The following is a 25578-nucleotide window of genomic DNA, read 5'->3' as shown; positions in this document are numbered from 1 at the left end:
GAATCCTTCCAGACTTAAAGTATGAAAAGTTGTGCTTAACCTAAAACCCGCTTAGTGACATCAAGCAGTTTGTTTGGGTCAAAAGGTTTAACCATCCAGCCAGTGGCGCCTGCTGCTTTGCCCTTTGCTTTCATATCGTCGCCAGCTTCGGTGGTAAGCATTACAACTGGGGTCCTGCTATATGCTCCCAAGCTGCGCAAGTTTTTAATTAAGGTTAACCCATCCATGCGAGGCATATTTTGATCGGTTAGTACAAAGTTAAACTGCTGGCTTTTACATTTATCGAGCGCTTCTTGCCCATCTTGGGCTGTGGTCACGGTGTAGCCTGCTCCCTTGAGGGTCATTTCTACCATTTGACGAATCGACACCGAATCGTCGACAACCAAAATGTGTTTGCTCATATGCTCACTTCTCCAGACTATGTCGTTACTGACGGTGCTTCCTGTTCCTTTTTAGCTTAGAACAATTCAACTTCCCCAGCGTCCATAGACGTTGCTGATACTGGGTTATGATCATTTTTACCTTTGGCAGCAATCCCTTTTTGATACTCGTTTAATGCACTGACGAAACTGTCGATATTGTTAGCATTCAATGTCGCCAACTGCTCTAAAATGAACGTGATCATATCTTGGGTATACTGAATATGCTGGCCATTAATATCACCAAATTGCATACCTCTGATGGCCGCGTTGATCGACTCATCAAGCTGTGCCCCTATATCTTCAATTTGTTTTGTAGTGACAAGATCTGCTTCTGCCTTTCTGATGATTTCGGCCAGTTGTTCACTAATGTGTGATTTAGCATTAACAACTTGAGATATATCTTGTGAGGCTACAAATTCTGCTGTGTCGGTAAGCTTGTCTACCAAACTACGAATGTTCTCGACTTGAGTTTTAATGACGTCACTAAACTGAGTTGAGCGAGTTGATAACGCGCGCACTTCATCGGCCACAACCGCAAAACCCCGACCAGCCTCGCCCGCTCTAGCAGCTTCAATTGCAGCGTTTAGCGCCAATAAGTTAGTTTGCGCGGCAATGTCATCTATACCGCTAAGCGCATCTATAACCGTGGGCATTGCCTGCTGAATAGTCTGCACTTGCTCCATTAGATGTTTTGTCGACGAAGACATTTGCTCGGTTGAACCGATAAATTGGGTTAACGTTCCGTCAGTTTCTTGCGCAAAAGTACGCATGCGTTCGGAGTAGGACTGTGTTTGCGTAGCATCAACGCTAAGTAATGCATCAATACATTGTGTTTGCTGTGCCACAAGTGCCTTTAAACTGCTAAAAGCTTGTGACAAGGTTTCAACTGCATCGTCTTGCGTAGATTTAATAGAAGACAAGTTGCTATCACATTTACCCAAAGAAAGAGACAGTTCTTCACTGGCTTTTTCGATATCTGCGCTTTCAGGTGGCCCGTTTTGTTCGGGCAATTTGCTATCGGGATAAATCTGTTCATCTTCGCTCATAGTTTTTGCGTAAACAAAAAAACTGAACACAAGCACACCGGTTAACACCGCTAGCGCACTAAGTGCAGATGCAAAAAAGAATAGCCCCCATGAAACAGCGATCCCCACCGCTGAAAGCACCAATACGTTTTTTATGGCCCCTTGCTGCATTGAAGGTAAGTTATTAAATGACAAAAAAACTCTCCTCGGGAAAAACGTATCCGCTCAAAGCTTTCTACGCTAATTCCTATTTAAGCTCGTTATTTGTTAGCTAATTACAATGCGTTTCGCACATTAAGAGTAAACGCCAAACGACAGACCTCCCCCTGCAAACAGGTACATAGTCTTGTTGATAAAATTAGATAACAAAGTTATGTCGGACTGCCTCTGTACCTATGACTAAAGCGTAGTACCCATTTTGAAAAGTAGGCAAGAACATGCATAAGTTTTTTATTAAAAAAGCGTTTTCGCTGCCATTTGTGTCGAACTTGCTAATTACAAGACAAAGAATATTGACACTTACACTGATATTCGGCTTTACGAGTGCAGCTAGTCTAACGGTCCAAAAATGTCGCAGATGGGATTGAGGTAAAGTGTAACAGGAGTGACAACGAGCGCACTTTTCGAAAACTGTAGCGCATCATCATTTTGCTGAGCAAACGACAAATTGTCACTTAAGGCATAATCTACACGATTACTTCTTACTAGACGAATGCCCGTTTCAATGTCTTCAACAAACACGATGCGAAAGCCAGCATCGGTAAATTGTTGCGCAAAAGCAGCATCCTCTTTTGTTCGCAATAGCGCAACGCTTTCGCCAGCCAGGTCATTGAGTGATTGCCAAACGAATGTACTTTTTTCTGCCAAGCGCACCAAACCAACGCTAATTTTACTTTTTGATAAAACAATTGACTGTGACTCAATACCTTCAACTGCTGGGTAGAAACTCGCGCACCATTCGCCAGAGCGGATGATGGCTGCCGCTCGCGCCGGCGGTACGAACAGGGCTCGCCATGTTATCGCGTCGCTGAACGCGGCTTTTTCAAGCAGTTCAAAAGCGATGCCGTTATCTGGTTCTTCAGACGTCATAAATGGCGGATACTCAATAGCGAGAACGTCTACCGTTTTTGCCTGACTACTCATAGGCATTAGCAGCAGCGCAACAGTGAAGGTGATTAAACTGGCTAAACGCATAAGCAAAAACTTAGAAACGATATGTGAATAAAACATTAGCATAATAGTTTTTCACTTGCGTAGTTTAACTTTATCAATGACTTTCAATAAGCCAGTCATGTTAATACCAGCGAATTAAACTTCAGCTTCGTTGTTAAGCGCAGGTATATTCTTCGCTAAGTTACCCATTAACAATCATTGCTTTACTACAACACTAGTTTGCTACTGAAAAATAAAGCCAAGTTGTCACGACCACGGTCTGATTATTTTATGTACAAAAGCTTATTAATAATAGATACTTTATGAAGAATTATCACACACTACAAGGATGTAGAGGTTTGGTTGTTATCCTGAGTAGTTAACTTACATTGGAGAAACAATCATGAAAATTTTTAAAAACGCATTATTGGTGTTACTTTTTACATTTACAACTCACACCTACGCTAACAATGTAAAATCAGTTATACCCAAATATGATATTCCAGAGGTAGACAAAGACGGAAATGTTGTCGATGCTGAGAGTGAAGCTTACGACTTAAAGCTTCAACCTCAATTGACTGTTGATGATAATACTTTAAAGCCTGCTATAACTTTATTCACTCGTTCCAATTCGCTTTTCACCCGAACTTACAAGGGTCAAGACACTCCATTTTTCGATAACTATTTTCTGTTTCAGTTTACAGCTAATTCAGGAATCGAAGTTAGCGACTTTGAGAATCCGACAGAGTCTAATGACCAAATAATCAGCGAATATGTTGCCGACGGAGGCAACATAGAGTTCGATTTATCTTATAGAGTGTCGTATAACAATTGGGACTTTTCGCTAGGAGGCTTTTATTCTTTGCTCTCTACAGATGCAATTAGCGCTGAACAAGGCTCTTCAAATATTATTGACGTAGATGCTGAAGTCTACGGGCTTAGTGCTTTTGCTTCTTATAGCTTTAATAAAGTAATACTATTTTCAGAATTCCGAACTTTTGACACGTCTGATGAAGGAAAGAGCGTTGACTTCACAGAAATTCTAGACGATGGACATGCAACTGAATTTGGCGTTTCGTTCCCCTTGTCAGTACTAAGTTTTGACGATAACGTTGTAACTGATAGAGAGGGCTTTTACCTTACGTTATCTAGAACAAAACACTCAGAGGTCGATAAGGCCATTTTTAGAGTGACTGTTCAAAAACGCTTTGAATTTAACTAATTTTTTAAACATTCTTTAAAAAAGAACTTTGCTAAATAGTTCACTGACGGTGCCTCGACCCGGGATTGTAACGCGCGGCGCAGCCGCAGGGGCACGTTTGCGTGTGCCTGTTTTTTCAACCGCCAGAATCAAAAAAGCCCTCGCATTTCTGCAAGGGCTTAAATGATGGTGCCTCGACCCGGGATCGAACCAGGGACACGCGGATTTTCAATCCGCTGCTCTACCAACTGAGCTATCGAGGCTGAAACTTGTTAGCGTTCTAGGCGTTTGCTGCCCGTCCTGCTGTGGGTGCGTATTAAACGGTTTTCGCCTTCACAAGTCAACCGTTTTTCTCGCTTTTTTTGCGCTTTTATTACTGTTTGCGCATTGTTTGCTCAAAAAATGCTTTTTTGCTTATTTTTCAGGCGGAACGTAGCCTTCAATCGTAGGCTCTACGTCGTCAAACAAGTATGCCGACATTTTTTCTTCTAAGAATGCACGTGCATTCGGCTCCATCATATTTAACTTATGTTCGTTAATTAGCATGGTTTGTTTCTTTTGCCATTCGGCCCATGCTTCTTTAGAAATGTTGTCGAAAATACGCTTACCCAGTTCACCCGGATAAAGTTGGAAATCTAAGCCGTCTGCTTCTTTTTGAAGTTTGCGACAAAATACCGTTCTTGCCATGTTATGTCCTTTTGTTCGCTATCTGCTTAACAATAAATACTACGTTAGAATTACTATACCTAACGTATCAACTGCCGAATAATCTTGGTTGTAGGTGCCGCTAAACCAACTTCAATAGGCTCGTCCAACGAAAACCAACGATTTGCCGATTCGGCTACGCGCTTTGTTGGAGCAGAGTTTACCACGGCCACTACTGGGGTGATATCTAAATGAAAATGACTGAAGGTGTGGCGGAAGCCTGCTAGCGCTCGAGTCTCTTCAACACTGATCCCCCGCTTGGTCAATTGCTCAATACCCTCTCCTATTGAAGGTACCTCGATAAAACCATACAAACCGCCCCACAGGCCTGTTGAAGGACGCTGTTCTAAATAGACTTGGCTATTAAACTGGGCCACCATCATATAGGTAGATTTTTCCGGAAGCGTCTTTTTCGGTTTTTTACCCGGGTAGTCAGTTTGCGCGCCTTGGGCGTAAGCAATACAGTCTGCTTGAAGTGGACATTCGTCGCACTTTGGCTTACTTCGCGTACAGATCATCGCGCCTAGGTCCATCATCACCTGGGTATAGTTGGCACAGCGTCCACCTTCTGGATCGGTTGGCGTATTCTTCTCAGCCACTTCCCAAAGTTGGTTTTCAACTTTTTTCTGCCCAGGCCACCCGCTTATTGCGTAGTAACGCGCCAAAACACGCTTCACATTGCCATCTAATATAGGAAAGCGCATATTGCGTGACAGCGACAGTATTGCGCCTGCCGTTGAGCGCCCTATACCGGGTAAATCCATGACTTCTTCTAGAGTACAGGGAAACTCGCCATTGTATTTGTCTACCAACATATTCGCAGCTTTATGGAGGTTCCTGGCTCTTGCGTAGTAGCCTAGCCCCGTCCAATGATGAAGCACGTCGTCTTGAGATGCCTTCGCTAAATCATGTACGGTGGGAAACGACGCCATAAAACGTTCAAAGTAAGGAATTACCGTGGTAACTTGGGTTTGCTGCAGCATAATTTCCGACACCCATACTTTATAGGGCGTTACTTCTTGCTGCCAGGGCAAATGCTTTCGCCCGTGTTTATCAAACCATGCGAGCACTCGCTCAGAAAAGCCACCGGTATATTGTTGTTCTGTCATAATTGTCTGTATGGGTATTTGCTAAATATTCGTTTGTCATTAAAGCGTGGCTACATTCTGCATAGCAAACCAATCATTAAGAGGCGCGCTATGGTAGCATGTAACTAGCTAGTTTAATGTTAAGGAGCACACGTGTCTGTGCAGCAACCTGTTTTATTTTTCCCCGGTACGCTTTGCGACGAACGCGTGTATCTGCCGCTTTGGCGCGCACTATCTGTCTCACAACGTCGCTATGTGCCACTTCAATGGGCAGCATCGCTAGAAGAAATGCTAGCACTCAGTGAAGATCGCATTCTCGAAAACGAAAAAGTGCACCTTGTGGGTTATTCCATGGGCGGCTTTGTAGCTGCACTGGTGGCACAGCGCAATCCCGCCAATATAGCCTCGGTTACGTTAATCGGCTATAACCCAGAGGGCTTATCAAAAGAAGAAATTGCCAAGCGTAAGCAGTTGACTACCATGCTTAAGCAAGGACACTTTAAGCCCGATAACGATGCTTATCTGGCGCGATTTATACACCCTTCACGTTTGAACGATGAAAACGTGGCTGGCGTAGTAAAATCGATGGCACAAGATTTGGGCAAAACAACCTTGCTTAATCACACGCTAGCTACCACGCCACGAGAAAGTACCGTTAAAGCGCTTGCAAAGATCAATGTGCCAGTAACGTTTATTACAGCTCAGCAGGATGCAATTGCCCCTGCAGAGGCAATACTGCAACTTAAAAGGGTGTTGCCTAACGCACGGTTCCATACCGTAAGTGATGCTGGGCATATGCTAGTACTTGAGCAAACCGATGTTGTTGCGTCTATTATTGCAAAACAAATTAGCGTATAAAATTACAGCATTTTTACCACGATAGCGTTGCATAAGCCGCGGGTAAGTGGATAATGCGCCACCAGAAAATTGGGTAAGAAAGGCATTGCAAATGAGGCAATTCAAAAGTCAGGCGGAAGCAGAAGCCGCTGGAGTATACGTAAGCAAGGTAAAAAGCTTCGTAAAACGTGAAGGTAGGCTAACCAAAGCACAAGAAAAAGCCTTGAAAGATCACTGGCCATCTAAAGGCATAGACTATGCTGAAGCACCGTTATCGCTACCAGATACATTTGGCCGAAATGCCCCCGTGATTGTGGAAATTGGCTTTGGAATGGGTAAGTCATTGGTTGAAATGGCCGCGAATGCACCTGATAAAGATTTCATAGGCATTGAGGTTCACCGTCCTGGTGTTGGCGCATGTTTGGCTACTGCCGAAGAGCAAGGCGTCGAGAACTTACGCGTGATGGAACACGACGCGGTAGAAGTACTTAAGAACATGATTCCAGACGGTTCGTTGTCTCGTTTACAGCTCTTTTTCCCCGATCCATGGCATAAGAAGCGTCACCATAAGCGTCGCATCGTTCAGCCTGAATTTGTTGAGTTGGTTCGCACCAAGTTAGCCATTGGCGGCTGCTTTCATATGGCAACTGACTGGGAGCAATACGCTGAGCACATGCTAGAAGTCATGACTAACGCCGCCGGTTACAGCAACACAGCAGTTGACGGCGACTATGTGCCTCGTCCGGACTATCGACCAATCACTAAGTTTGAAACACGCGGACAAAAATTGGGACATGGTGTTTGGGATTTAATTTATGAGCGCACAGAATGATGATGCTATCTCCTCAAAGTCAACTGCTGGAGAGAAACCTTTCGCTTTTTGAGCAAGGTTGTTGGGCATTTATCAACCCCGCCGATGCTTACTTTTTAGACGCATTAAAGACGAAAGAAGTGACTGTGATTCATCAATTTTTTGATGTTTTTGCGGAAAGTGTTGGGTCAATTCCTTCCGTCACGTTTGATAGTAGAGACATTACTGAAAAAGGCTTTCAGATTGCCGAAAAAGTGGGCAGCCACACTCACATTTTTACGCCTTTTACACTATTAGAAAAGTCGCATACCGACGTTATGGTGTTCTTACCCAAAGCCAAAAATCATTTTCAATTGCTGCTTCGAATGGCGGCAGGTATGGTTGGCAAGGGCGGTCGAATTCACGTTGTAGGTGAAAACAAGGGCGGAATTAAAAGCGCTGCTAAGCTAATGCAACATTACGGACCTACACAAAAAGTAGATTCAGCGCGTCACTGTAGCCTGATTACTGTGTTGGTAGAGCAAGAGCATGGCGCATTTGAACCACAGGCGTGGACTGAGATAAACACCTATGAAGTACAAAACCTGCAGTGGCAAGTTGCGTCATTACCAGGCGTATTTAGCCACAAAGAATTAGATCCTGGCACAGCGCTTCTTTTGGACAAGCTGTCTAATTCGATGAAAGGTGATGTGCTTGATTTTGCCTGTGGCGCTGGCGTAATTGCGAGCTTTCTAATGCTAAAGTTCCCGCATTTGAAGTTAAGGCTTACAGATGTTAGCGCAATTGCCGTGTACTGCAGCGCATTAACTTTAGCCGAAAATCAACTCGCGGCTACGCTTCACGCTGCCAACGGGCTAGAGGGTATCAAGGGAAAGGTTCAACATATTGTCACCAACCCTCCGTTTCACACTGGCATTAAAACGGACTATACGATAACGAAGCGGTTTATCACCGACGCGAAGGCTATACTTACGCCTAACGGCAATATCCAAATGGTTGCAAATCGCTTTCTACCTTATCCTGGTTTACTTTCAGAGCACTTTCAGACCGTTTTTACAACAGCACAAACCTCACAGTTTTCTGTTTACCACGCCACGTTATGATTAAAAAGTAAGTAAGCTTGTGCTACGGTAACGTCATTGCCAGCTCGTTTCTAATGCTCCGTGCCCTAAGAGGACTTTTCTGTGAATATTGTATTTGCTATTTCAGAAGTTGAAGAATTGGTAAAAACGGGAGGCCTAGCTGACGTAGGAAAGGCGTTGCCCATAGCGCTTAAAGCGCTTGGCGAAAATGTGTCGATTTTTATGCCTTACTATAAGGCCCTCGCTGAGCAACTGGCGTTGCCCTGCGCTACAGAAAAACAGACGCTGTTCACTGAGGGTCAGGTTTATCACTTTGATATACGCCATTTAAAATGGAATCAAATCGACCTGTACTTTATAGACTTGCCCGAGTTTTTCATGCGCGGCGGCTTATACTCAGATGCTTATGATGCATACGAAGATAATGGTGAACGATTTAGTTTCTTTAGTGGCGCGGTGCTACATGCTTTGAGAGCAATGGATAATAAGCCCGACATAATTCATTGCCACGACTGGCATACCGCGATGCTCCCATTTTTATTAGAAACGGATAAATCAGGTTTTTTTTCCAACACCAAAACTGTGTTCACAATACATAATGCGGCATTTCAGGGCGTTCACAGATTAGAAAGTATCCCTTTTTTACGACACCACCCGCACATTTTATCTCAAGTGCACGGCGGCTATATAAATATGCTTCAAAGTGGGATTGAGTATGCGACAAAAATTACCACAGTAAGCCCAAACTATGCTAACGAACTTCTTACAGATCTCGGCAGTCATGGGCTACACGAGCGATTGGTAAAGCGAAGCGCCGATTTAACAGGTATTCTCAACGGCTGTGACTACACGCAATGGAACCCGCAAACTGACACTTTCTTACCACAAGGTTTCAGCGTAGATAACTTGCATCCAAAGCAAACTTGTAAAAGTGTTTTACAAGAAAAATCAGGGCTACCTCAACTCGAAAAAGTGCCACTTATTGGTATGGTGTGCAGACTAACTGAGCAGAAAGGTTTTGGCTATATTCTGCCCATTCTTGATGAAGTCATTAAGCACAACGTCCAGTTTGTTATTGTGGGGACGGGCGACCCTACAGTGTGTATGGACTTGGGCGAATTCGCTCATCAACACCCAACTCAATTTGCGTTTATCAATGGATTTAGTTCAGAGTTTGCTCATTTGGTTGAAGCAGGAGCTGACTTTTTTTTGATGCCATCACAGTTTGAGCCCTGTGGTCTAAATCAAATGTATAGCTTAGCCTACGGCACTATTCCTATAGTAAGGTCAGTTGGCGGACTTAAAGATACTGTGATTGACCATGCAAGTGAGGACTTGGGTACTGGCTTTGTGTTTGACGAACCTACCCCACAAGCGTTGCTGGCCTGCATTCGTCGCGCGCTACTTTCCTATTACGAAGACCCCGTAAAATTTCGCGAAATGCAACAACGTGGAATGAGAACGCGCTTCACATGGGAAGCATCGGCAAGACAATATCGCGAACTCTATTCCACTATTATTTAGCTACTATCGCGATTCGGTATTCTAAATATTTCGCGTTACTTTTGTATGGCTTTATTTTTATACAAATTTACGCCAATATTGTATCAAAGCAGACGTGAATGGATTGCGCTCAAAATAATGACGGATAAAGCAGCAAAGCTTTCAATAAGAAGCCTTTTTTTATGGGTAGTGATGTCAATCACGTGCCTTTCTTTGTTGGTTTTATCCGGCCTGGCTATTCACATGCAAATAAAAACCTATCGTCATGAGCTTGAGTCAAACGCAATCATGCTTGCAAAACTCATTGCAAGTAGTTCAGCTCCATACCTGTACGACGATACTGAAGAGCGATTAGAAATTGCCTTGGGAAATCTCGCAGCGGCAAATCAGGTTCTTAATGCACATGTGTACAAAGTCGATCGCTCCACATCCACTCCAGACTATTTTGCCTCTTTCAACAAACAAGGTCAGCTGTTGACTGGTGGGAAAGAGAACCAGTTGCAGGTATTAGAAATGGCACCTGTACTGTCTGACAAAGGTCGTTACCTTGAGCTGAGTACAAAAGTATACGATAGTGAATCAAATATTCAGCTGGGATGGGTTTATCTTCGTGTCTCTGCAGAAAATTTTAATGCACTTGTTGGTCGCTCAATCTTCTTGAATGTTTTTGTTGTCATTGCGCTTCTAATCATCAGCTTTATGTTTGCCGTCCGTATGCAGCGTAAAGTTACTGGTCCAGTGGAAAAAATATCAAATTTTCTACAGAAAACCTCCAGACATCGCGACTACTCTGCACGCGCCCAGGGATATGACGTTCGGGAACTCGACATGCTCGCTGATGCATTAAATATACTTCTATTACGCATGCAAGAGTATGTGCAGAAGCAGCGACAATCTGAAGAGCAGCACAGAAAGCTCAATGCAAGCTTGGAGGACATGGTTAACAGCAGAACCGTTGCTTTGAAAGATGCAAACCAAGAACTTATTCAAACGTTAGAGAAACTGCATCAATTTCAGCGGCAAATTGTTCAGAATGAGAAAATGGCCTCTCTAGGTGATATGGTTGCGGGCGTTGCCCACGAAGTAAATACGCCAATAGGGCTTGGGGTAACAGCGTCTACCATGATGCTAGACCGTCTTGCTGTTATCCAACAGGACTTCGAAAATAAAACACTGAAAGCCAGTGCCATGAAGCGCTTCATAGACGAGAGTAATGAAAATTTAAACATCATTTATCGCAATTTGAATCGCGCCGCAGAGCTAATAAGCAGTTTTAAACAGGTAGCCGTGGATCAATCGTCAGAATCTAGTCGAAGTTTTTGCGTCGAGCAGCTAGTTAATGAGATACTATTGTCCTTGCAGCCTAGACTTAAAAAATTAAAGCATAAAATCAACGTAGATTGCGACCCTACCTTAATTGTTGATACAAAGGCTGGCCCTATAAATCAGATTTTGATTAACCTAATAATGAATTCGGTTATTCATGGGTTTGAACATATTGATTCCGGCACGATAAACATATCAGCCGAATTAGTGAATAAAAGTAAACTTAAGATAGTTTACACCGATGATGGGAAAGGAATTCCTCCTGAAATTCGCAAGCGAATATTTGACCCTTTCGTAACAACGAAACGCGGTCAGGGTGGTTCTGGGCTGGGTATGCACTTAGTGTATAACTTAGTGACTCAAGCATTGAACGGCTCGATATCGCTGACGAGTGAAGAAGGTAACGGCGTGGAATTTGTTATTATATTTCCCGTTGTTAATGCTAATTCATCGGACTAGCTGTATAAAGTATGAACTTTTCTTGATATTTGTTGGCTAACCCCAATACCTTAACAGTAAGAATATTCACAAGTTACTTGCAATCAAGTGTGCGAATATTAAAATTTAACCAGTAAGTTGCTTAAATCGTTTTTTTAGAAAGAGTGTAGAACACCATGCAGACGCCAAATGTGTTAATTGTTGAAGATGAAGTGGTAACCCGCACCACGCTTAAGAGTTTATTTGAAGCGGAAGGGTATAATGTATTTGAAGCCGAAAATGGTGAGCAGATGCATGATTTCTTCGAGAATCACGCTATCAATTTGGTGATTATGGATATTAACTTACCAGGCAAAAACGGGCTAATTCTGGCACGTGAAGTACGTGACCGCAAAAACGTGGGCCTCATTTTCCTTACGGGTCGTGATAACGATGTTGACCGTATCCTAGGTCTTGAAATTGGTGCAGACGACTATCTGACTAAGCCGTTCAACCCTCGTGAGTTGACTATTCGCGCGCGCAACTTACTGTCTCGTACTACCAACTCTTCAGAAGACGACGATTTACCAAGCCGTGTAAGCTTTAACGGTTGGACACTTGACGGTGATAGCCGTTCATTGATTTCACCTAGCGGAAAAGAGTTCCGTTTACCACGCAGCGAATTCCGTGCTCTTCACCTTTTCTTGAGCAATCCAGGTAAGATCCTTACCCGTGAGCAGCTTATCATGGAGATGACGGGACGTGAACTTCGTCCGAATGACCGTACAGTAGACGTAACGATTCGTCGTATTCGTAAGCACTTCGAGTCAGATCCAACAGACGAAGAATTGATTGTCACCATTCATGGTGAGGGCTACCGTTTCTGCGGTCAGGTAGACGGCTAAGTCTGCCTTAACAAATTTCGAATTAAACAAAAGCCGCGACGTAGCGGCTTTTTTGTATTTGAATCTTTTTTCACTTTTGCTGAAACACGGATACGTTTCAAAGCAGCGCTTAGAAACAATTTGTCCTTTCTAGTGGCGGCATAACTTGGTTATACCGCGGTATATCAAAGCAAATAATTGGTGATTGAACACTTTTCTTCACACTTGGTGTTATTTGGCTTTGGCATTAAAGCAAACCGAATAGCGGTAGTACTTTTCTTCCAATAAGAACGCTTTATGTGTACTTGGGCTCCACGAGTCATCGCCGCCCACGCCCATATGCGCACAATCGATATACACAAATACACAGTCTTGAGGTGTTAAATCACAGGTGTGTTTTGCCTCATCTAACTGTGCCTGCCCATATTCACTTACGCTGAAGTGAAAGTGCCCGCTTGCTGTTACGCTGCCAAGAGCCAACGCTTTACAGTCACTGCGCAAACCATTGTCTGTAGGGAATATATAACGTGTTTGCATATCGCTGATAGGTAACGTGTAGTGACCATAGCGCGTCGCCGCTTTTCTATCTGGGTAGTTCTCAAACGGCCCTCGTCCTTGCCAGGTTACTGGCATATTCTCCTGCGATACAGGCACTGCCGTTTGCATACCAATACGCGGCATCGGCGGTAAAGAATCGTCTAATAGCACCTCTACTTCTACCGAAAGCTCGGCCTGCGCGTTAACGATATAAATCCATTTAGTCGCCGCCACCAGCTTTTCTACATGGTGATATTCAAATAACGATGTTATGCGCACGTCTTGCGCGCCCTGCTCAACGTTTACGCCCGTGCAAGTGCGCGTCCATTCACCAATTCCAGCACGACGCCAGCGAGACTCCCACGCATTAGGGTCGGGATTATCAACTTCACTTACCCCAATGTCGTTATCTAGCGGCGCTCTGAAGAAGTTATCTTCTAGCGGCGTGCTAAGTGCCTCCTCTGCGTCTTGAAGCCACGAGGTTAATAGCCCGCTTTCACTATTAAAGCTAAATACGTTGTTTAGCGCACGTACCAGCACCATTCCGTCTTGAGCTTCAATTGATAACTCACTTGTGCCGTTAGCTGTGTCGTTATCATCAAAAGAAAACGACACTATTCCACGCTTATTGACCAGCGCTAACTGGGCTGTGTCCATAACATGCCCCGCATTCGCCCACGGGCAGTCATTCGCCAGTACCACATCAATATTTAAGTGGTAGTCAGCGCCTGCTTTAAACGTAATATCTGGGGTAAGGCTGAGCGTTTGTGTTTGTTGTGGCGCTATATCGATTTCGCATTCGCCCGTTGCTTCAGCAATCGGTTTTCCGTTTTCTAGCACTTGCCAACGCAACAACTCATTGTCCGTGCGTCTAAACAGGTAATCGCTGCTTACTGAAAGCTCAAACTTGTTGTCTTTTTCAACCAGCGAAAAACTTAAGTGCTGCTGACAATACTTTGCTTCAAACAAGTGGGGGTGTGGCGTTCTGTCTGGGAACAGCAATCCGTTAATACAGAACTGACGATCGTTATCGATATCACCAAAGTCGCCACCGTAAGCCCAGTATGCTTCACCACTGTCAGTGTACTTAGTTAACCCTTGGTCAACCCAGTCCCAGATAAAGCCGCCTTGAAGGCTCGGATACTCTTTAAATGCTTTCCAATATTCGTCAAAGCTGCCCAAGCTGTTACCCATAGCATGGGCGTACTCACATAAAATAACGGGGCGGTTTTCACCCGGCATAGACAACCACTTTTTAATGGCCCATTTAGGTACAGCATCGTCCTTAATGTCAGTATCAACTCTTGCGTACATAGGCGCAATAATGTCGGTAGCCGAAGTATCAGCGCCGCCGCCTTCGTACTGTACAGGGCGCGATGAGTCAAATGACTTTGCCCAGCCATACATGGCGTCGTGGGTGGGCCCATGACCACACTCGTTACCTAACGACCAGATAATAATACAAGGGTGGTTTTTGTCTCGCTCGACCATTTGGGTGAAGCGCGCCATGTAAGCACCGGCCCAAAGTGGGTCGCGAGAAAGTCTTCCCATTGGGAACATACCATGGGTTTCAATATTCGCTTCATCTACCACATAAAGCCCATATTCGTCACAAAGCTCATACCAGCGCGGATGATTAGGGTAATGTGCAGTACGCACAGCATTGAAGTTGTTTTGCTTTAATAGCTTAATGTCTTCAAGCATGTCATCTTCGTTGATCGCATGACCTTTTAACTGATGATGCTCATGTCGGTTTACCCCGCGAATAAGCACGGCCTTACCATTAACCAATAGCTGGCCGTTTTTCATTTCAACGTTTCTAAAACCAACATTGTAGGCCTCAACATCGACGGCGTTGCCATGATCATCAATAAGCGACACCACAATGCGGTACAAATTAGGGGTTTCAGCAGTCCAGTGTTTGGGCTCTTTCACATTAAGCGTTTGAAAAACTACATCATCCCAACCGCCCTTTTCATCAATACGCTTATTGTTAGTGCCGGTAATGACTTGTTCGGTGACAGCGTTATCGCCATCAAAAAGCTGGATACCCACTTTAAATGAAGACGGCGCATTGATAGCTGTACGAACTGAAACCGTAGCGTCGCGGTAGCACGCGTCAAGGCTTGGCGTGACAAACACATCTTGAATGTGATGCTGAGGCTTGGTGACTAAATTCACGTCGCGGAAGATACCGCTAAGCCACCACATGTCCTGATCTTCTAAGTAGCTGCCGTCTGACCATCGGATAACCATTACCGCTAGTCGGTTTTCACCTTCAACCAAGTAGCCGGACAAATCGAATTCAGCCGGTAGTCGACTGTCTTGGGAATAGCCTACGTATTCGCCGTTGCACCACAAGTGAAACGCGCTATTTACCCCTTCAAAGACAATATGATTGCGCTGCTTTAACTCATCCTTGGTAACGTTGAACGTTGTTCGGTAGCAACCCGTTGGATTTTCCTTGGGAACCACTGGAGGGTTCACCGCGAAGGGATATTTAACGTTACAGTAAATCGGTTTGTCGTGACCTTGCAGCTGCCAGTTAGAAGGCACCGCAATAGGCTGCCAATTAGCAGACTCGTCATCACTTAATGTTTTAGAAAGCAGGCTTTCAGGTACGTTTGCTGGAGCTTCAAATAAACGGAAATCCCACTGACCGTTTAAACTACGCTTTTGCGCATTGGTATTGTGCAATGCGTCTTTTAGCGTTTTATATCCGTGATGTGGACTGTGGGCATTGATGCGATTTCTCTGAAATACAACCGGGTTTTGCCAATCGTTTTGAGCCACTACTTGCGCAACATTAAGCATGTCATATCCTTTACTTTTTGGTTAAGCGCAATATAGCTAACTTTCATTAAATCCTTTATGCTCTAATCTTTCATATATTTATCCAAAACTATCATTTTACATTTATGCAACTTAGCTTCAGAGACATTGTAGACATAGGCCCTAAGTGCTTTGAACGCTTTATTGATAGTAGTAACGCGCCTGAAATCAGTGACCTAGAGATTGAACTAGCAGGATGCTCTAACTTATCAGGCAACTATATGGTAGGTCGCGTTTCGCCTCCTAACCACACCTTGTTTTACAGCATACATGGGCAAGGAAAGTTTCGTGTCCCTTCAGGCGAGATGCTGTTAGCTGAAGGACAGCTAATTATTTTACCCGCTGGGCAAAGTTTCGAAGTCACAATAGTCAGTGAGCAATGGGATATTATTTGGGTAAACCTGGCAGACTCCGAACGCTGGACACCATTTAATAAGCGTGGCGCGGTGATAATAGAAAACGCCATGCTGGAAGGGCTACATCATGCAATGGAACTTTTGTATTTAGAGCGTGACGTCGAGAATCGAAATTCAGCGATGCAAGTTGTGTCTAAATATCTGTATCGTATTATTGATGCGCCTTTGAGTGACGTACATACTCACGATGAGAAAGAACGACGCCAGGTAAGCAGACTACACAGCCTTTTTTCTGCAGTTGAAAAACAGCTTCAGTTTGATTGGGATATGGAAAGCTTAAGTGAGAAAGCCCATTATTCTGCCCCTCACCTTCACAGGCTGTGCTTACAAGTGTTTGGGCGAAGCCCAAAACAACACGTTATCCATCTGCGTATGACACGAGCCAAAAGCTTATTACTAAGCACGCAGTGGCCCGTATCCTATATCGCCAGTTATGTGGGTTACGCAAATGTATTTACGTTCTCGAAACGCTTTAAGAAGTCCACCGGGCTGTCTCCTTCAGCGTTTCGAGAAAGCGAGGGCTAACTTCCCGCTATTTTCATTTGGTCAATAAGTACAGAACCAGTCTGTACACTACCGCGCACATCTTTTTCAGCGCCAATTGCCACAATGCCTTTAAACATATCTTTAAGGTTGCCAGCAATCGTTACCTCGTGAACTGGGTATTGGATGATGCCATTTTCAACCCAGTATCCCGCTGCGCCGCGTGAGTAGTCACCTGTCACACCGTTAACGCCCTGCCCCATCAGCTCGGTTACAAACAAACCTGTGCCCATTTCTTTAAGCAATTCGGCGTCGCTATGGCCAGTATCGCCTACTAGCCAGTTATGAATACCACCAGCGTGGCCATTCGAGCGGGTGTTTAATTTGCGCGACGAGTAAGTGGTATAAAGATATGTGGCCAGTTTACCCGCATCTACAATGGTCATGTCAGAGCATGCCACGCCTTCGTTATCGAAGCTTGAGCTTGCTAAGCCGCCTTTAATGAACGGACGTTCTTCAATATTAAGCCATTCAGGAAAAACTTGTTTACCCAAGCTATCTAGCAAGAAACTAGAGCGACGGTAAAGGCTACCACCGCTAATGGCCCCTACATAATGGCCAAACAAGCTAGATGCGATGTCGCGGTGTAAAAGCACAGGCACGTTGGCCGTGTTAATTTTACGGGCGCCTAAACGGTCTACGGTAGCTTTAGCGGCTTCGATACCCACAGCACTGGCTGATTGCAGCAAAGAAGCTTTACGACTTACCGTGTAAGCGTAATCGCGCTGCATGTCGTCATCTTGTGCGCCAATAACCATACAGCTTAATGAATAACGGCTGCTAGTATAACCAGCATTAATGCCATGAGTATTGCCGTACACGCGCATACCTAAATTTGCGTTGTACGACGCGCCATCTGAATTAGTAATGCGCGAGTCGTAATTCATTGCTGCCGTTTCGGCTTCAATAGCAGTTTTAATGGCCTTTTCAGTATCTAACTCTTCAGGGTGATACAGGTCTAAATCAGGAAATTCTGTGGCGATAAGGTCGGCGTCAGCCAAACCGGTACAAGGATCTTCGCTGGTATAGCGTGCAATATCTACGGCTTTTTCTACCGCGAGTGTTAGCGCTGCTTTGCTCAGATCTGCGGTAGACGCACTCCCCTTTCGCTTGCCTACGTATACGCTTATACCTAAGCCACCGTCGTTGGTAAATTCAACGTTTTCAACTTCTTGCATACGTGAAGAAACGGCGATGCCCTGTACTTTGGACATGCTGGCTTCGGCTTGTGTTGCGCCTTTAGAAAGGGCTAATTTCAGTACATCATCTACGACATTTTGAATGTCTGCTAACTGCTGCTCAATTTGCATAGTAAGTTTCGCTGTCTTAATTCGACTGTGATAGTTACAATTTAGCTAAAGTGTAACACTAATGAGTTTGAAATGAGTGATCAGAAATACAATTCTCCTGAAGATCCTTACTTCGAAGATGCGCAAGCAGATGAGTTCGAAGAGGAAGAATTAATCAGTAAAACTGAGCTGAAGCGTCAAGCTAAAGAACTTCACAAGCTAGGTGAAACCTTGGTTAACTTAACCGATGCTCACATTGCTACAATTCCTATGGATGAAGAGCTTGCTGACGCGGTGGCTATTGCCCGCAAAGTAAACAAGAAAAAAGACGGTTACCGCCGCCAGCTTCAGTTTATCGGCAAGGTATTGCGCCAGCGAGACACCGCGCCTATTGAAGAGGCGTTGGCTAAAATTACCCATCAGCATCAGGCAAGCAATGCGGCCTTTCACGCATTAGAGAAAGCCCGTGAAGCCGTCATTGAGCAGGGTGACCCTGCTATTCAAAAGCTGATTGAAGCCCACCCTGAACTTGACCGCCAAAAGCTGCGCCAATATCACCGCCAAATTAAGAAAGAGCGTGAAAAAAATGCGCCGCCCAGAGCATTCAGAGAGCTGTTTCAGTATTTGAAAGACGTTATTCACGAAGATTAATGGTCTACACTTAGAGTAGTTTTAGCGTCTGCATCCAGTTCAGTATCAATATGAGGGGGTAGTATGAAAATTTTTTCTAACCCTAACGCGAAGCTAAAAAGTAAGTATGGTCAGTATCAAATTGCTGTGCTTGGCAGCATAGTTGGCGTGTCGGCTGAGGGCATGGCTGATGCTGCAGCCATTGAACGTTACGCACGCGATATGATGGATGTAATTAACAGCTTTGATGGAGATCGTTGGGCGTTTTTAGGTTTTTTGCATGGCTCAGCCCTTCTTACTAAGGCAGGCGAGGCAGAACTACAGCGTTCAATTGAATGGCGTGCAAAGCACGGTATGAAGCTAGGTGCGCTCGTTATTGGTGATACAACCGTGCAGCCAATTGTGAGAGCGCAATTTCAAAGAATTTACGATAAAGCAGGCCTTGAACTAGGTATTTTTACCAACGAGGAAGATGCTATTGAGTGGTTGAATGAAAAGGGATTTGAAAGCTAGCCAAGACTTACATCAGTCCCTATAGATCAAAAACTCACATACAAAAAAAGGTTGGTGCCTAGGCCCAACCTTTTTTAGTTTTCCAGTGTACAGGTTTGAGCTGAATTAAGCCGTACCACCCACCGTCAATTCGTCAATTTTAAGTGTAGGCTGCCCTACACCCACCGGCACGCTTTGACCATCTTTACCGCATACACCCACGCCTTTATCCAGGGCAGTGTCGTTGCCAATCATCGAGATTTTTTGCATAACCTCTGGACCGTTACCGATTAAGGTAGCCCCTTTTACCGGTGCAGTAATTTTACCGTTTTCAATTAAGTAGGCTTCCGCGCTAGAAAATACGAATTTGCCAGACGTAATGTCGACTTGCCCACCAGCAAAGTTCGGTGCGTAAATACCTTTGTCGATAGACGCGATAATTTCCTGCGGATCGTGTTGGCCTTCCAACATGTAAGTATTCGTCATGCGGGGCATAGGTAAGTGCGCATAGGATTCACGACGACCGTTTCCGGTAGGTGCAACGCCCATAAGTTTGGCGTTGTGTTTATCCTGCATATAACCTTTCAAGATGCCATCTTCAATAAGCACGTTATGCGCTGTTGGTGTGCCTTCATCGTCGACTGACAACGAGCCACGACGGTCGTTTAATGTGCCATCGTCAACAACCGTCACGCCTTTTGCTGCTACGCGCTGACCAATACGGCCACTAAATGTTGATGCACCCTTACGGTTAAAGTCACCTTCAAGACCATGCCCTACCGCTTCGTGAAGCAATACACCAGGCCAACCGTTACCTAGTACTACAGGCATAGCGCCTGCCGGTGACGCCACAGCCTGCATATTAACGCGTGCCATGTGAAGGGCATCTTCTGCCAAGGTTTCGTAATACGGTTTGCCGTTTTCGTCTTGTTTAAAGAAAGAGTAGGCGTAACGACCACCTGCACCTGCAGAACCACGTTCACGTCTATCACCTTGTTCTAGCAATACCGAGCAGTTCAAGCGCACCAGCGGGCGAATGTCGGTAGCCAGCGTACCGTCACTGCCAGCAACTAAAATTTCTTCATACACACCGCTTAAACTCACCACTACCTGATTGGCAGACGGCTCTTGTTTGCGAATATAAGCATCGACGGCTTTTAATAACGATATTTTCTCAGCGTCTTGCATCGCAAGAATCGGGTTATTTTCGCTGTATCGCGCTTGCACTGTTTTTTGGCCTAGTGAAGCAACCTGCTGTGTACCGCCACTTGGCGCTATACCACGTGCTGCTTTGCACGCTTTGGTCAACGCTTCTTCGCTTATTTCGTCGGAATAAGCGAACCCCGTTTTCTCGCCGCTAATAGCCCGCACGCCTACGCCGCGCTCTATGTTATAGCTGCCTTCTTTTATAATGCCGTCTTCAAGCACCCAGCTTTCGTGCTGGCTTGACTGAAAATATAAATCGGCATAGTCGGTATCGTGACGATGAATAGTCGCTAAAGCACGCTCTAGCTTAGTGATATCTAGCCCTGAGTCAGATAATAAATGACGCTCAACAGATTTAGACAAAGTGACTCCTGAATCGGTTATGTTCGGCAACCGGCATATTCTGTTTGATGGTTTCTCTTTCTGCAATATCTACTTTTGCCGATACAAACCCCACGTCGGTTTTACGTTCGGCAAGGGTCTCGCCCCAAGGCGACAGTATAATACTGTGACCGTATGTTTCGCGGCCATTTGCATGCACACCACTTTGATTTGCCGCTACCACGAAGCACTGCTTCTCGATGGCTCTGGCTTGCAATAACGCGTGCCAGTGGGCTTCTCCGGTGCGCTGGGTAAAGGCCGCGGGCAACACCAAAATATCGATATCGCCCATTGCAGTGAATAACCCTGGAAAGCGTACATCATAGCACACCGAAAGACCAATGTTGCCTATTGGCGTTTCAACAGTCACTACCGTATCCCCTGCTTCGGTTGTTGCCGACTCACGATAACTGCCTGTGTTGTCGTTGACCGATACATCAAACATATGAATTTTGCGATAGTCTGCTAACACATCGCCATTAGGGCCAAACAGCATGCAGGCTGCCGAAAACTTCTCTGGATTGTTGGTTTTTAGAGGAAACGTGCCCGAAACCAGATAGCAATGATGCTCTGCAGCGAGCGCTGATAAACGGCGCTGAATAATGCCATCACCTTTTGTTTCAGCCACGGCAAGTTGACCTTTGTCTTTACCGCCGAAGTAGGCGAAGCACTCTGGAAGCACAACTAAACTGTCTTTTTCAATTTTTGCCGATGCCATCTCATTTGCAACGGTGTCGAGATTTTCTTTTACGCTTGGCGCAGATGTCATTTGTAGTGCAACTAAGTTAACCATCGATCACCTCCATTTTAAGCCTGCGAACGTCATCTTCCGTTAATGGCCTGTCTTGCGGATTGGCCGGCACAGGGGCATTTTGCGCAGGTAAGCTAATGTCTTTGCTGTTGCGCTCAACTTCATCAAATTTAGGTTCTTTTATGGTGCCCGTCACCCGATAGTTCACATTTGAAATGACTTTCGCAGAGGTTAACACTTGGTCAATGGCGAGAGCAGCTAGTGCAGTGGGCGGTGTAGCCAAGAAATAGACTAAAAACGGTAAGTTTCCAGTTACGTTTGGCGCAAACGACACGTTGTAGTTTAGCCCTCCGGTATTGAGGTCGGTGTAACCCGTTATCTCTATCTCACCCGCGCCGCCGTCAATTTCAGTATCGTCGGTATACGCTTTGCCATCCACAATGCTTAACGTTCCGCTCATATCGTCATAGAAAAACCCCTTCGCAAAAACGTCTCGAAAATCAAGGCTCAACTTTCGTACTAACGAGTTCAAGCTAAATAGGGTGAATATACGTGAACCTTTGTCACTTAACTCAGTTAGATACCCATCTGACAGCGACCACTCAACATTACCGTTAAGCTGTTCAAACCCGAAGTCCATCGGCGCGTTTGGCCAAGTGATATCAAACACAACGTTTGCACTGGAATCTTTTATGCCCGATTCAACACCGTACTCTTTTAGCATCTGCCCAACGTCGGGAGACGTTAACGTGCCGTTTAACGCGCTTTGTATCTCGCCTCCCATGTGCTTCCAATAACCCGTTGCAGTAACGTTAGTTTCATCCGATTTCACTAGAAGCTGACGAATGGCTAAACCATTCTCTTCCTTCGCAATGTCTAAGGTAACTTCACCTAAATCGATGCCGTGCACGCCGCAGGACTGACAATAAAAATAAATGGGCGGGAGCGTATTCGGGTCGATATTATAGGGCGACTCGCCCTTTTCTTTTGGCATAGTCCTATTTGTTACCAACTCGACGTTGCTCTCTGTATTGGCCGTTGGTGTCACCTCTATTTCAATTGGCTTCTCTAACGACAAGTAATCGGCATTTATTTCAATGCCTTGCTCATCTAGGTCGCTATTAATACGAATAGTGGCTCTTGCCTGGGGCGACGCTAAGTCTAAGATCCAATCTTTGTTGCGCTCTGTTGCGCTAAGCTGTGCATCTTTAATACTGTGACCCGTAAAATTAAGCTTGTCAGCTTTTGCGAATATTCGCGACGGAGTACCGAATAGATTCGCTCTTTTGCCCTCGCTTTCATTTGATTGGCTACTGGATTGAGCAAGTGCTTTCTCAATGCTAGTGCTGGTATCTTTTCCTTTGCCAGAAACTAACATATTGATAGTGGTAAACCATTCTTGCACATCTGCTTGAGCTAAATTCGCACTAATACTAAAACCTGTACCGATATTGGTTATATCACTTTCGCCAAGTGCCAAATGTGCGCGTGAAAACTGCATTTCTTTGTGCGGAAGTACGCCGTCAAAACGGATATCATCACCAAGTGACGCCTCAACGTTTGATGCAGTTCCGTTACCTTTACTGATTATACGAAGCGGTAGACTGCTGCCTGCTGGCGTATCGAAGGGGGCAGGCAACACACTTTGTGTCGCCGTTAAGTCTGCGGTTAAAGTAGCGGAATAGTTAAAGCCACTGCTTGATAGCATCAAGTCGACTGTAGTGTTCCAATCACTCTCACCGTCAATGTATTCGGTGAGATCCGTATTCACGTAGTTTGCCAGCGGATGTACATGCCATCGTCCACCTAACTCTACATTTAGATCGTACGTGTCGCCCTGCCTACCTGATAGTGACAAATTCACCGGCTGTTTAAGAAACTGCGCCTGTAGCCCACTTGCGTCTATATCGCCATTAACAAAAGATATGTCTCCCGATGCCTTGTCAAATAGCATATTGGTGGTCGCAACTAAAACCGGATTATCCGATAAATGTGCTGTTCCCGATGCCACTACGTCTTTACCTTTAAACGGAATATCAAGCTTTATATCGGCAGATAGCGGCCCGCTAATTTGTACTTCTTCATTTAGTACTTTGCCTAAAGAGTTTTTAAGGGACGAATCCATCATTAACGCGGTTAGCGCATCCCCTGTACCAGTGCCAGTAGCATAGATAACTAGGCGAGCATCTGGACTAAAGCGTGGAATGGCAGCTGACATGTTACTTATTTTCATACCAGCAAGCGTTGCACTTGGGCTTTCCATCACTAATGCACTGTTTACAAAAAACAAAGACAGATCTAAGTTATTCAGTGCCGGCCAGTCAGGCGCAAAAATAAAATCCGCCTGCTCAATATCAACATAAGCCTGAAAAATGCCGGTATTATCTTTAAACGGAAAATCACTCATGCGGCCATGCCATAGTACGCGTGCATTTGCGATATCTCCATTTCCTGTAAACGCACGGCTGAGGTATTTGTCGGTATTAGCCCCCATTAAAGAAACAGGAAATAAGCTGCTGACTTCATTTAAGGCTAAAGGGCTTATATCAACATAAAGCGACATGAACCCCGTTGCCGTATTTAGTTTGAACTGCGGATTGAGGATAATTGCATCGCTATCGAACAGCATATCGCTGCCTTTTATCACCCACTGTTTGTTTTCGCTATCGACCTGCTCTGGATAGATATAAAACTGCGATTTAAGCTGGTTTATATTGACGTCTTTTTTAATAACGCCATTAGCACTTAGCACACTATCCTGACTTTCTAAGTAAACAGCACCGTTATTCTTGTACCAAAAAAGGTCGGCATCGAGGGATGAAAGACCCGGAACTTTATCAGTTTTGGCCCACTGCAAATCCAGTACTTTAGCGGCTAGAGAGGGATGTCCATTGTGCCATTGTACTTGTAATGTCGCTAACTCGCCTTTTGGATTGAGAGCGCGGATCTCCTCTTCACTGGTGTCATCCATGAACAATGGCAATAGCAATAAGAATGGATTTATTTGCACTGGCTTCACGGTGTTGACCAAAATATCGCCGTTTGCATTTATGCTGCCAATAAGGTCAGTAGTAAGCGTTTCATTACTTGAATTGAGCACCAACTGGTCAACTCTTACATTCCACTCGTTAAACTTACTTTCGGTATTCGGTAAAGCCTGAAGGCTGCCGCCAGTGATACCCGTTACCGTTTTTGCAGCTTCATTACCCCACTGCAACAGACTGTTATCCAATTCGGCCTGTACACTAGTAATTTCACTATCGGTAAAATTTGTCCACAATTCAAAGTTTGCGCGGCTTTTAGCAAGTGGACGTTTAGTTTTTATTAAATCACTAACCCAAGGGGAAATATCAAGTTCTTCTGCTTTCGCGTAAAGTACACCATCAAACTTTTCACGCGTACCGTTTATATCAACGATAAATGATGCTGAGTTGGCAGCTATATCTGCAACTTTTACCTTGCCAAGGCCTTGGTGTCGTTCGTCTTGATTATTCCAAGATAGACTTTCTATATCGAAGGAACTAACGTCATTTGAAAACGAAAGCGTAACTTTGCCGTCTTCTAAGGAAAAGCTTTGTAGCTGCTCTAGAAATAACCTTTCAAGCGCATTAATCACTGGAAAGGTATTTTTTCCGCTATCAGACAATCGATCAGCGTCTATGTCAACGTTCATACCACGCAGTTCAAATCGTGTAGAAGATATTAAGCGAAGCCGTAAAGACTCCCAAAAATCGAGTTCTACGTATATTTGTCGGATGTCGAGTGCAACAGGAGACGCGTCATCTTTTGCAAGTGATACCGAATTGAGAACGATACTGGGCCCGTTTCGTTGCCAAACCGCGTGAACGCTCTCTATAGATAAACTAACGCCATATTGCTCATTTATATAATTTTCCAACAAATGTTTGTTGTGCTCAATATGCGGAAGAGCATAGCGTGCAGCACTTAAAATAAGCGCGAAAAGTACAAGCAACACGGCAAGTAGCAGCCAAAACTTCTTAAGTAGATAAGCGGCTGCCGACGAAAAATTTGTCACATTTTGCCTTTC

At 44.7% G+C, this 25578-nt stretch carries 20 protein-coding genes and 1 tRNA gene; 10 read left to right on the top strand and 11 right to left on the bottom strand.

The features are described 5' to 3' along the window. Positions 1-35: 35 nt before the first annotated feature. The 3 genes from BK026_RS16030 to BK026_RS16020 all read right to left on the bottom strand — a co-directional run bounded on the left by BK026_RS16030 (position 36) and on the right by BK026_RS16020 (position 2683). A complete protein-coding gene (locus tag BK026_RS16030) occupies positions 36-401 on the bottom strand; it encodes a response regulator (protein ID WP_071816745.1) in 366 nt (121 codons plus the stop codon). A gap of 56 nt (positions 402-457) precedes the next feature. After that, positions 458-1129 carry a methyl-accepting chemotaxis protein gene (locus tag BK026_RS19970; RefSeq protein ID WP_256253943.1) on the bottom strand — a complete coding sequence of 224 codons (672 nt, stop codon included), beginning with the start codon at positions 1127-1129 and terminating at the stop codon, positions 458-460. Positions 1130-1996: 867 nt separating this feature from the next. Further along, positions 1997-2683, bottom strand: coding sequence for a hypothetical protein (locus BK026_RS16020; RefSeq protein WP_071816743.1), 687 nt, complete (start codon positions 2681-2683; stop codon positions 1997-1999). Between the two features lie 319 nt (positions 2684-3002). On the opposite strand from BK026_RS16020, the gene BK026_RS16015 reads away from it, so the two are divergent. Further along, positions 3003-3821, top strand: a complete 819-nt coding sequence (locus tag BK026_RS16015) for a hypothetical protein (protein ID WP_071816742.1) — start codon at positions 3003-3005, stop codon at positions 3819-3821. A gap of 166 nt (positions 3822-3987) precedes the next feature. On the opposite strand, the gene BK026_RS16010 is transcribed toward BK026_RS16015, so the two are convergent. The 3 genes from BK026_RS16010 to mutY all read right to left on the bottom strand — a co-directional run bounded on the left by BK026_RS16010 (position 3988) and on the right by mutY (position 5614). Continuing rightward, a tRNA-Phe gene (locus tag BK026_RS16010) sits at positions 3988-4063 on the bottom strand. 151 nt (positions 4064-4214) lie between these two features. Next, positions 4215-4487 (bottom strand): oxidative damage protection protein, encoded by a 273-nt coding sequence (locus BK026_RS16005; RefSeq protein ID WP_071816741.1) that lies wholly within the window; start codon positions 4485-4487, stop codon positions 4215-4217. A 59-nt stretch (positions 4488-4546) separates the two neighbouring features. Next, positions 4547-5614 carry an A/G-specific adenine glycosylase gene (mutY, locus tag BK026_RS16000; protein WP_071816740.1) on the bottom strand — a complete coding sequence of 356 codons (1068 nt, stop codon included), beginning with the start codon at positions 5612-5614 and terminating at the stop codon, positions 4547-4549. Positions 5615-5746: 132 nt separating this feature from the next. On the opposite strand from mutY, the gene BK026_RS15995 reads away from it, so the two are divergent. From BK026_RS15995 to arcA, 6 genes are all read left to right on the top strand, one after another. After that, complete coding sequence (locus BK026_RS15995; RefSeq protein WP_071816739.1) at positions 5747-6451, top strand: alpha/beta fold hydrolase; 705 nt, start codon at positions 5747-5749, stop codon at positions 6449-6451. A gap of 91 nt (positions 6452-6542) precedes the next feature. Next, positions 6543-7262, top strand: a complete 720-nt coding sequence (trmB, locus tag BK026_RS15990; RefSeq protein WP_071817720.1) for a tRNA (guanosine(46)-N7)-methyltransferase TrmB — start codon at positions 6543-6545, stop codon at positions 7260-7262. After that, on the top strand, positions 7259-8344 hold the full coding sequence (locus tag BK026_RS15985; RefSeq protein ID WP_256253862.1) for a methyltransferase: 1086 nt from the start codon (positions 7259-7261) through the stop codon (positions 8342-8344). Before trmB ends, BK026_RS15985 begins: the two co-directional genes overlap by 4 nt. Positions 8345-8425: 81 nt before the next feature. Next, a complete protein-coding gene (gene glgA / locus BK026_RS15980) occupies positions 8426-9847 on the top strand; it encodes a glycogen synthase GlgA (RefSeq protein ID WP_071816737.1) in 1422 nt (473 codons plus the stop codon). A 117-nt stretch (positions 9848-9964) separates the two neighbouring features. Beyond that, positions 9965-11611: a sensor histidine kinase gene (locus BK026_RS15975; protein WP_071817719.1), complete on the top strand. Its 1647-nt coding sequence runs from the start codon at positions 9965-9967 to the stop codon at positions 11609-11611. A 155-nt stretch (positions 11612-11766) separates the two neighbouring features. After that, positions 11767-12474: a two-component system response regulator ArcA gene (gene arcA / locus BK026_RS15970; protein WP_071816736.1), complete on the top strand. Its 708-nt coding sequence runs from the start codon at positions 11767-11769 to the stop codon at positions 12472-12474. Between the two features lie 210 nt (positions 12475-12684). On the opposite strand, the gene BK026_RS15965 is transcribed toward arcA, so the two are convergent. Continuing rightward, entirely contained in the window at positions 12685-15804 is a 3120-nt protein-coding gene (locus tag BK026_RS15965; protein ID WP_071816735.1) for a beta-galactosidase, read from the bottom strand. 104 nt (positions 15805-15908) lie between these two features. Here BK026_RS15965 and BK026_RS15960 point away from each other — a divergent pair, with 104 nt between their 5' ends. After that, a complete protein-coding gene (locus tag BK026_RS15960; protein ID WP_071816734.1) occupies positions 15909-16763 on the top strand; it encodes an AraC family transcriptional regulator in 855 nt (284 codons plus the stop codon). On the opposite strand, the gene pmbA is transcribed toward BK026_RS15960, so the two are convergent. Then, positions 16760-18091 (bottom strand): metalloprotease PmbA, encoded by a 1332-nt coding sequence (pmbA, locus tag BK026_RS15955; protein WP_071816733.1) that lies wholly within the window; start codon positions 18089-18091, stop codon positions 16760-16762. The genes BK026_RS15960 and pmbA overlap by 4 nt on opposite strands. Before the next feature lie 72 nt (positions 18092-18163). Between pmbA and yjgA the strand changes: the two genes are divergently transcribed. Then, a complete protein-coding gene (gene yjgA / locus BK026_RS15950; RefSeq protein WP_071816732.1) occupies positions 18164-18721 on the top strand; it encodes a ribosome biogenesis factor YjgA in 558 nt (185 codons plus the stop codon). A 63-nt stretch (positions 18722-18784) separates the two neighbouring features. Then, positions 18785-19213, top strand: coding sequence for a hypothetical protein (locus BK026_RS15945; RefSeq protein ID WP_071816731.1), 429 nt, complete (start codon positions 18785-18787; stop codon positions 19211-19213). A 105-nt stretch (positions 19214-19318) separates the two neighbouring features. Here BK026_RS15945 and tldD read toward each other — a convergent pair whose 3' ends face one another. From tldD to BK026_RS15930, 3 genes are read right to left on the bottom strand one after another with little or no spacing between them, the layout of a single operon-like run. Continuing rightward, positions 19319-20761 (bottom strand): metalloprotease TldD, encoded by a 1443-nt coding sequence (tldD, locus tag BK026_RS15940; RefSeq protein WP_071816730.1) that lies wholly within the window; start codon positions 20759-20761, stop codon positions 19319-19321. Beyond that, positions 20754-21572 carry a carbon-nitrogen hydrolase family protein gene (locus BK026_RS15935; protein ID WP_071816729.1) on the bottom strand — a complete coding sequence of 273 codons (819 nt, stop codon included), beginning with the start codon at positions 21570-21572 and terminating at the stop codon, positions 20754-20756. The genes tldD and BK026_RS15935 overlap by 8 nt, the downstream gene beginning before the upstream one ends. Beyond that, entirely contained in the window at positions 21565-25566 is a 4002-nt protein-coding gene (locus BK026_RS15930) for a YhdP family protein (protein ID WP_071816728.1), read from the bottom strand. Before BK026_RS15930 ends, BK026_RS15935 begins: the two co-directional genes overlap by 8 nt. Between the last annotated feature and the right edge of the window lie 12 nt (positions 25567-25578).

Origin of the sequence: Alteromonas sp. V450 (assembly GCF_001885075.1) — a bacterium.
Taxonomy (GTDB): Bacteria; Pseudomonadota; Gammaproteobacteria; order Enterobacterales; family Alteromonadaceae; genus Alteromonas.
This window is presented reverse-complemented; position numbering and strand designations above follow the sequence as displayed.

Bases quoted from the DNA above. Each gene is read 5' to 3' on its own strand.
- BK026_RS16030 (WP_071816745.1), bottom strand. From the start codon at position 401: ATGAGCAAACACATTTTGGTTGTCGACGATTCGGTGTCGATTCGTCAA.
- BK026_RS19970 (WP_256253943.1), bottom strand. From the start codon at position 1,129: ATGTCTTCGTCGACAAAACATCTAATGGAGCAAGTGCAGACTATTCAG.
- BK026_RS16020 (WP_071816743.1), bottom strand. From the start codon at position 2,683: ATGCTAATGTTTTATTCACATATCGTTTCTAAGTTTTTGCTTATGCGT.
- BK026_RS16015 (WP_071816742.1), top strand. From the start codon at position 3,003: ATGAAAATTTTTAAAAACGCATTATTGGTGTTACTTTTTACATTTACA.
- BK026_RS16005 (WP_071816741.1), bottom strand. From the start codon at position 4,487: ATGGCAAGAACGGTATTTTGTCGCAAACTTCAAAAAGAAGCAGACGGC.
- mutY (WP_071816740.1), bottom strand. From the start codon at position 5,614: ATGACAGAACAACAATATACCGGTGGCTTTTCTGAGCGAGTGCTCGCA.
- trmB (WP_071817720.1), top strand. From the start codon at position 6,543: ATGAGGCAATTCAAAAGTCAGGCGGAAGCAGAAGCCGCTGGAGTATAC.
- BK026_RS15985 (WP_256253862.1), top strand. From the start codon at position 7,259: ATGATGATGCTATCTCCTCAAAGTCAACTGCTGGAGAGAAACCTTTCG.
- BK026_RS15975 (WP_071817719.1), top strand. From the start codon at position 9,965: ATGACGGATAAAGCAGCAAAGCTTTCAATAAGAAGCCTTTTTTTATGG.
- arcA (WP_071816736.1), top strand. From the start codon at position 11,767: ATGCAGACGCCAAATGTGTTAATTGTTGAAGATGAAGTGGTAACCCGC.
- BK026_RS15965 (WP_071816735.1), bottom strand. From the start codon at position 15,804: ATGCTTAATGTTGCGCAAGTAGTGGCTCAAAACGATTGGCAAAACCCG.
- BK026_RS15960 (WP_071816734.1), top strand. From the start codon at position 15,909: ATGCAACTTAGCTTCAGAGACATTGTAGACATAGGCCCTAAGTGCTTT.
- pmbA (WP_071816733.1), bottom strand. From the start codon at position 18,091: ATGCAAATTGAGCAGCAGTTAGCAGACATTCAAAATGTCGTAGATGAT.
- yjgA (WP_071816732.1), top strand. From the start codon at position 18,164: ATGAGTGATCAGAAATACAATTCTCCTGAAGATCCTTACTTCGAAGAT.
- BK026_RS15945 (WP_071816731.1), top strand. From the start codon at position 18,785: ATGAAAATTTTTTCTAACCCTAACGCGAAGCTAAAAAGTAAGTATGGT.
- BK026_RS15935 (WP_071816729.1), bottom strand. From the start codon at position 21,572: ATGGTTAACTTAGTTGCACTACAAATGACATCTGCGCCAAGCGTAAAA.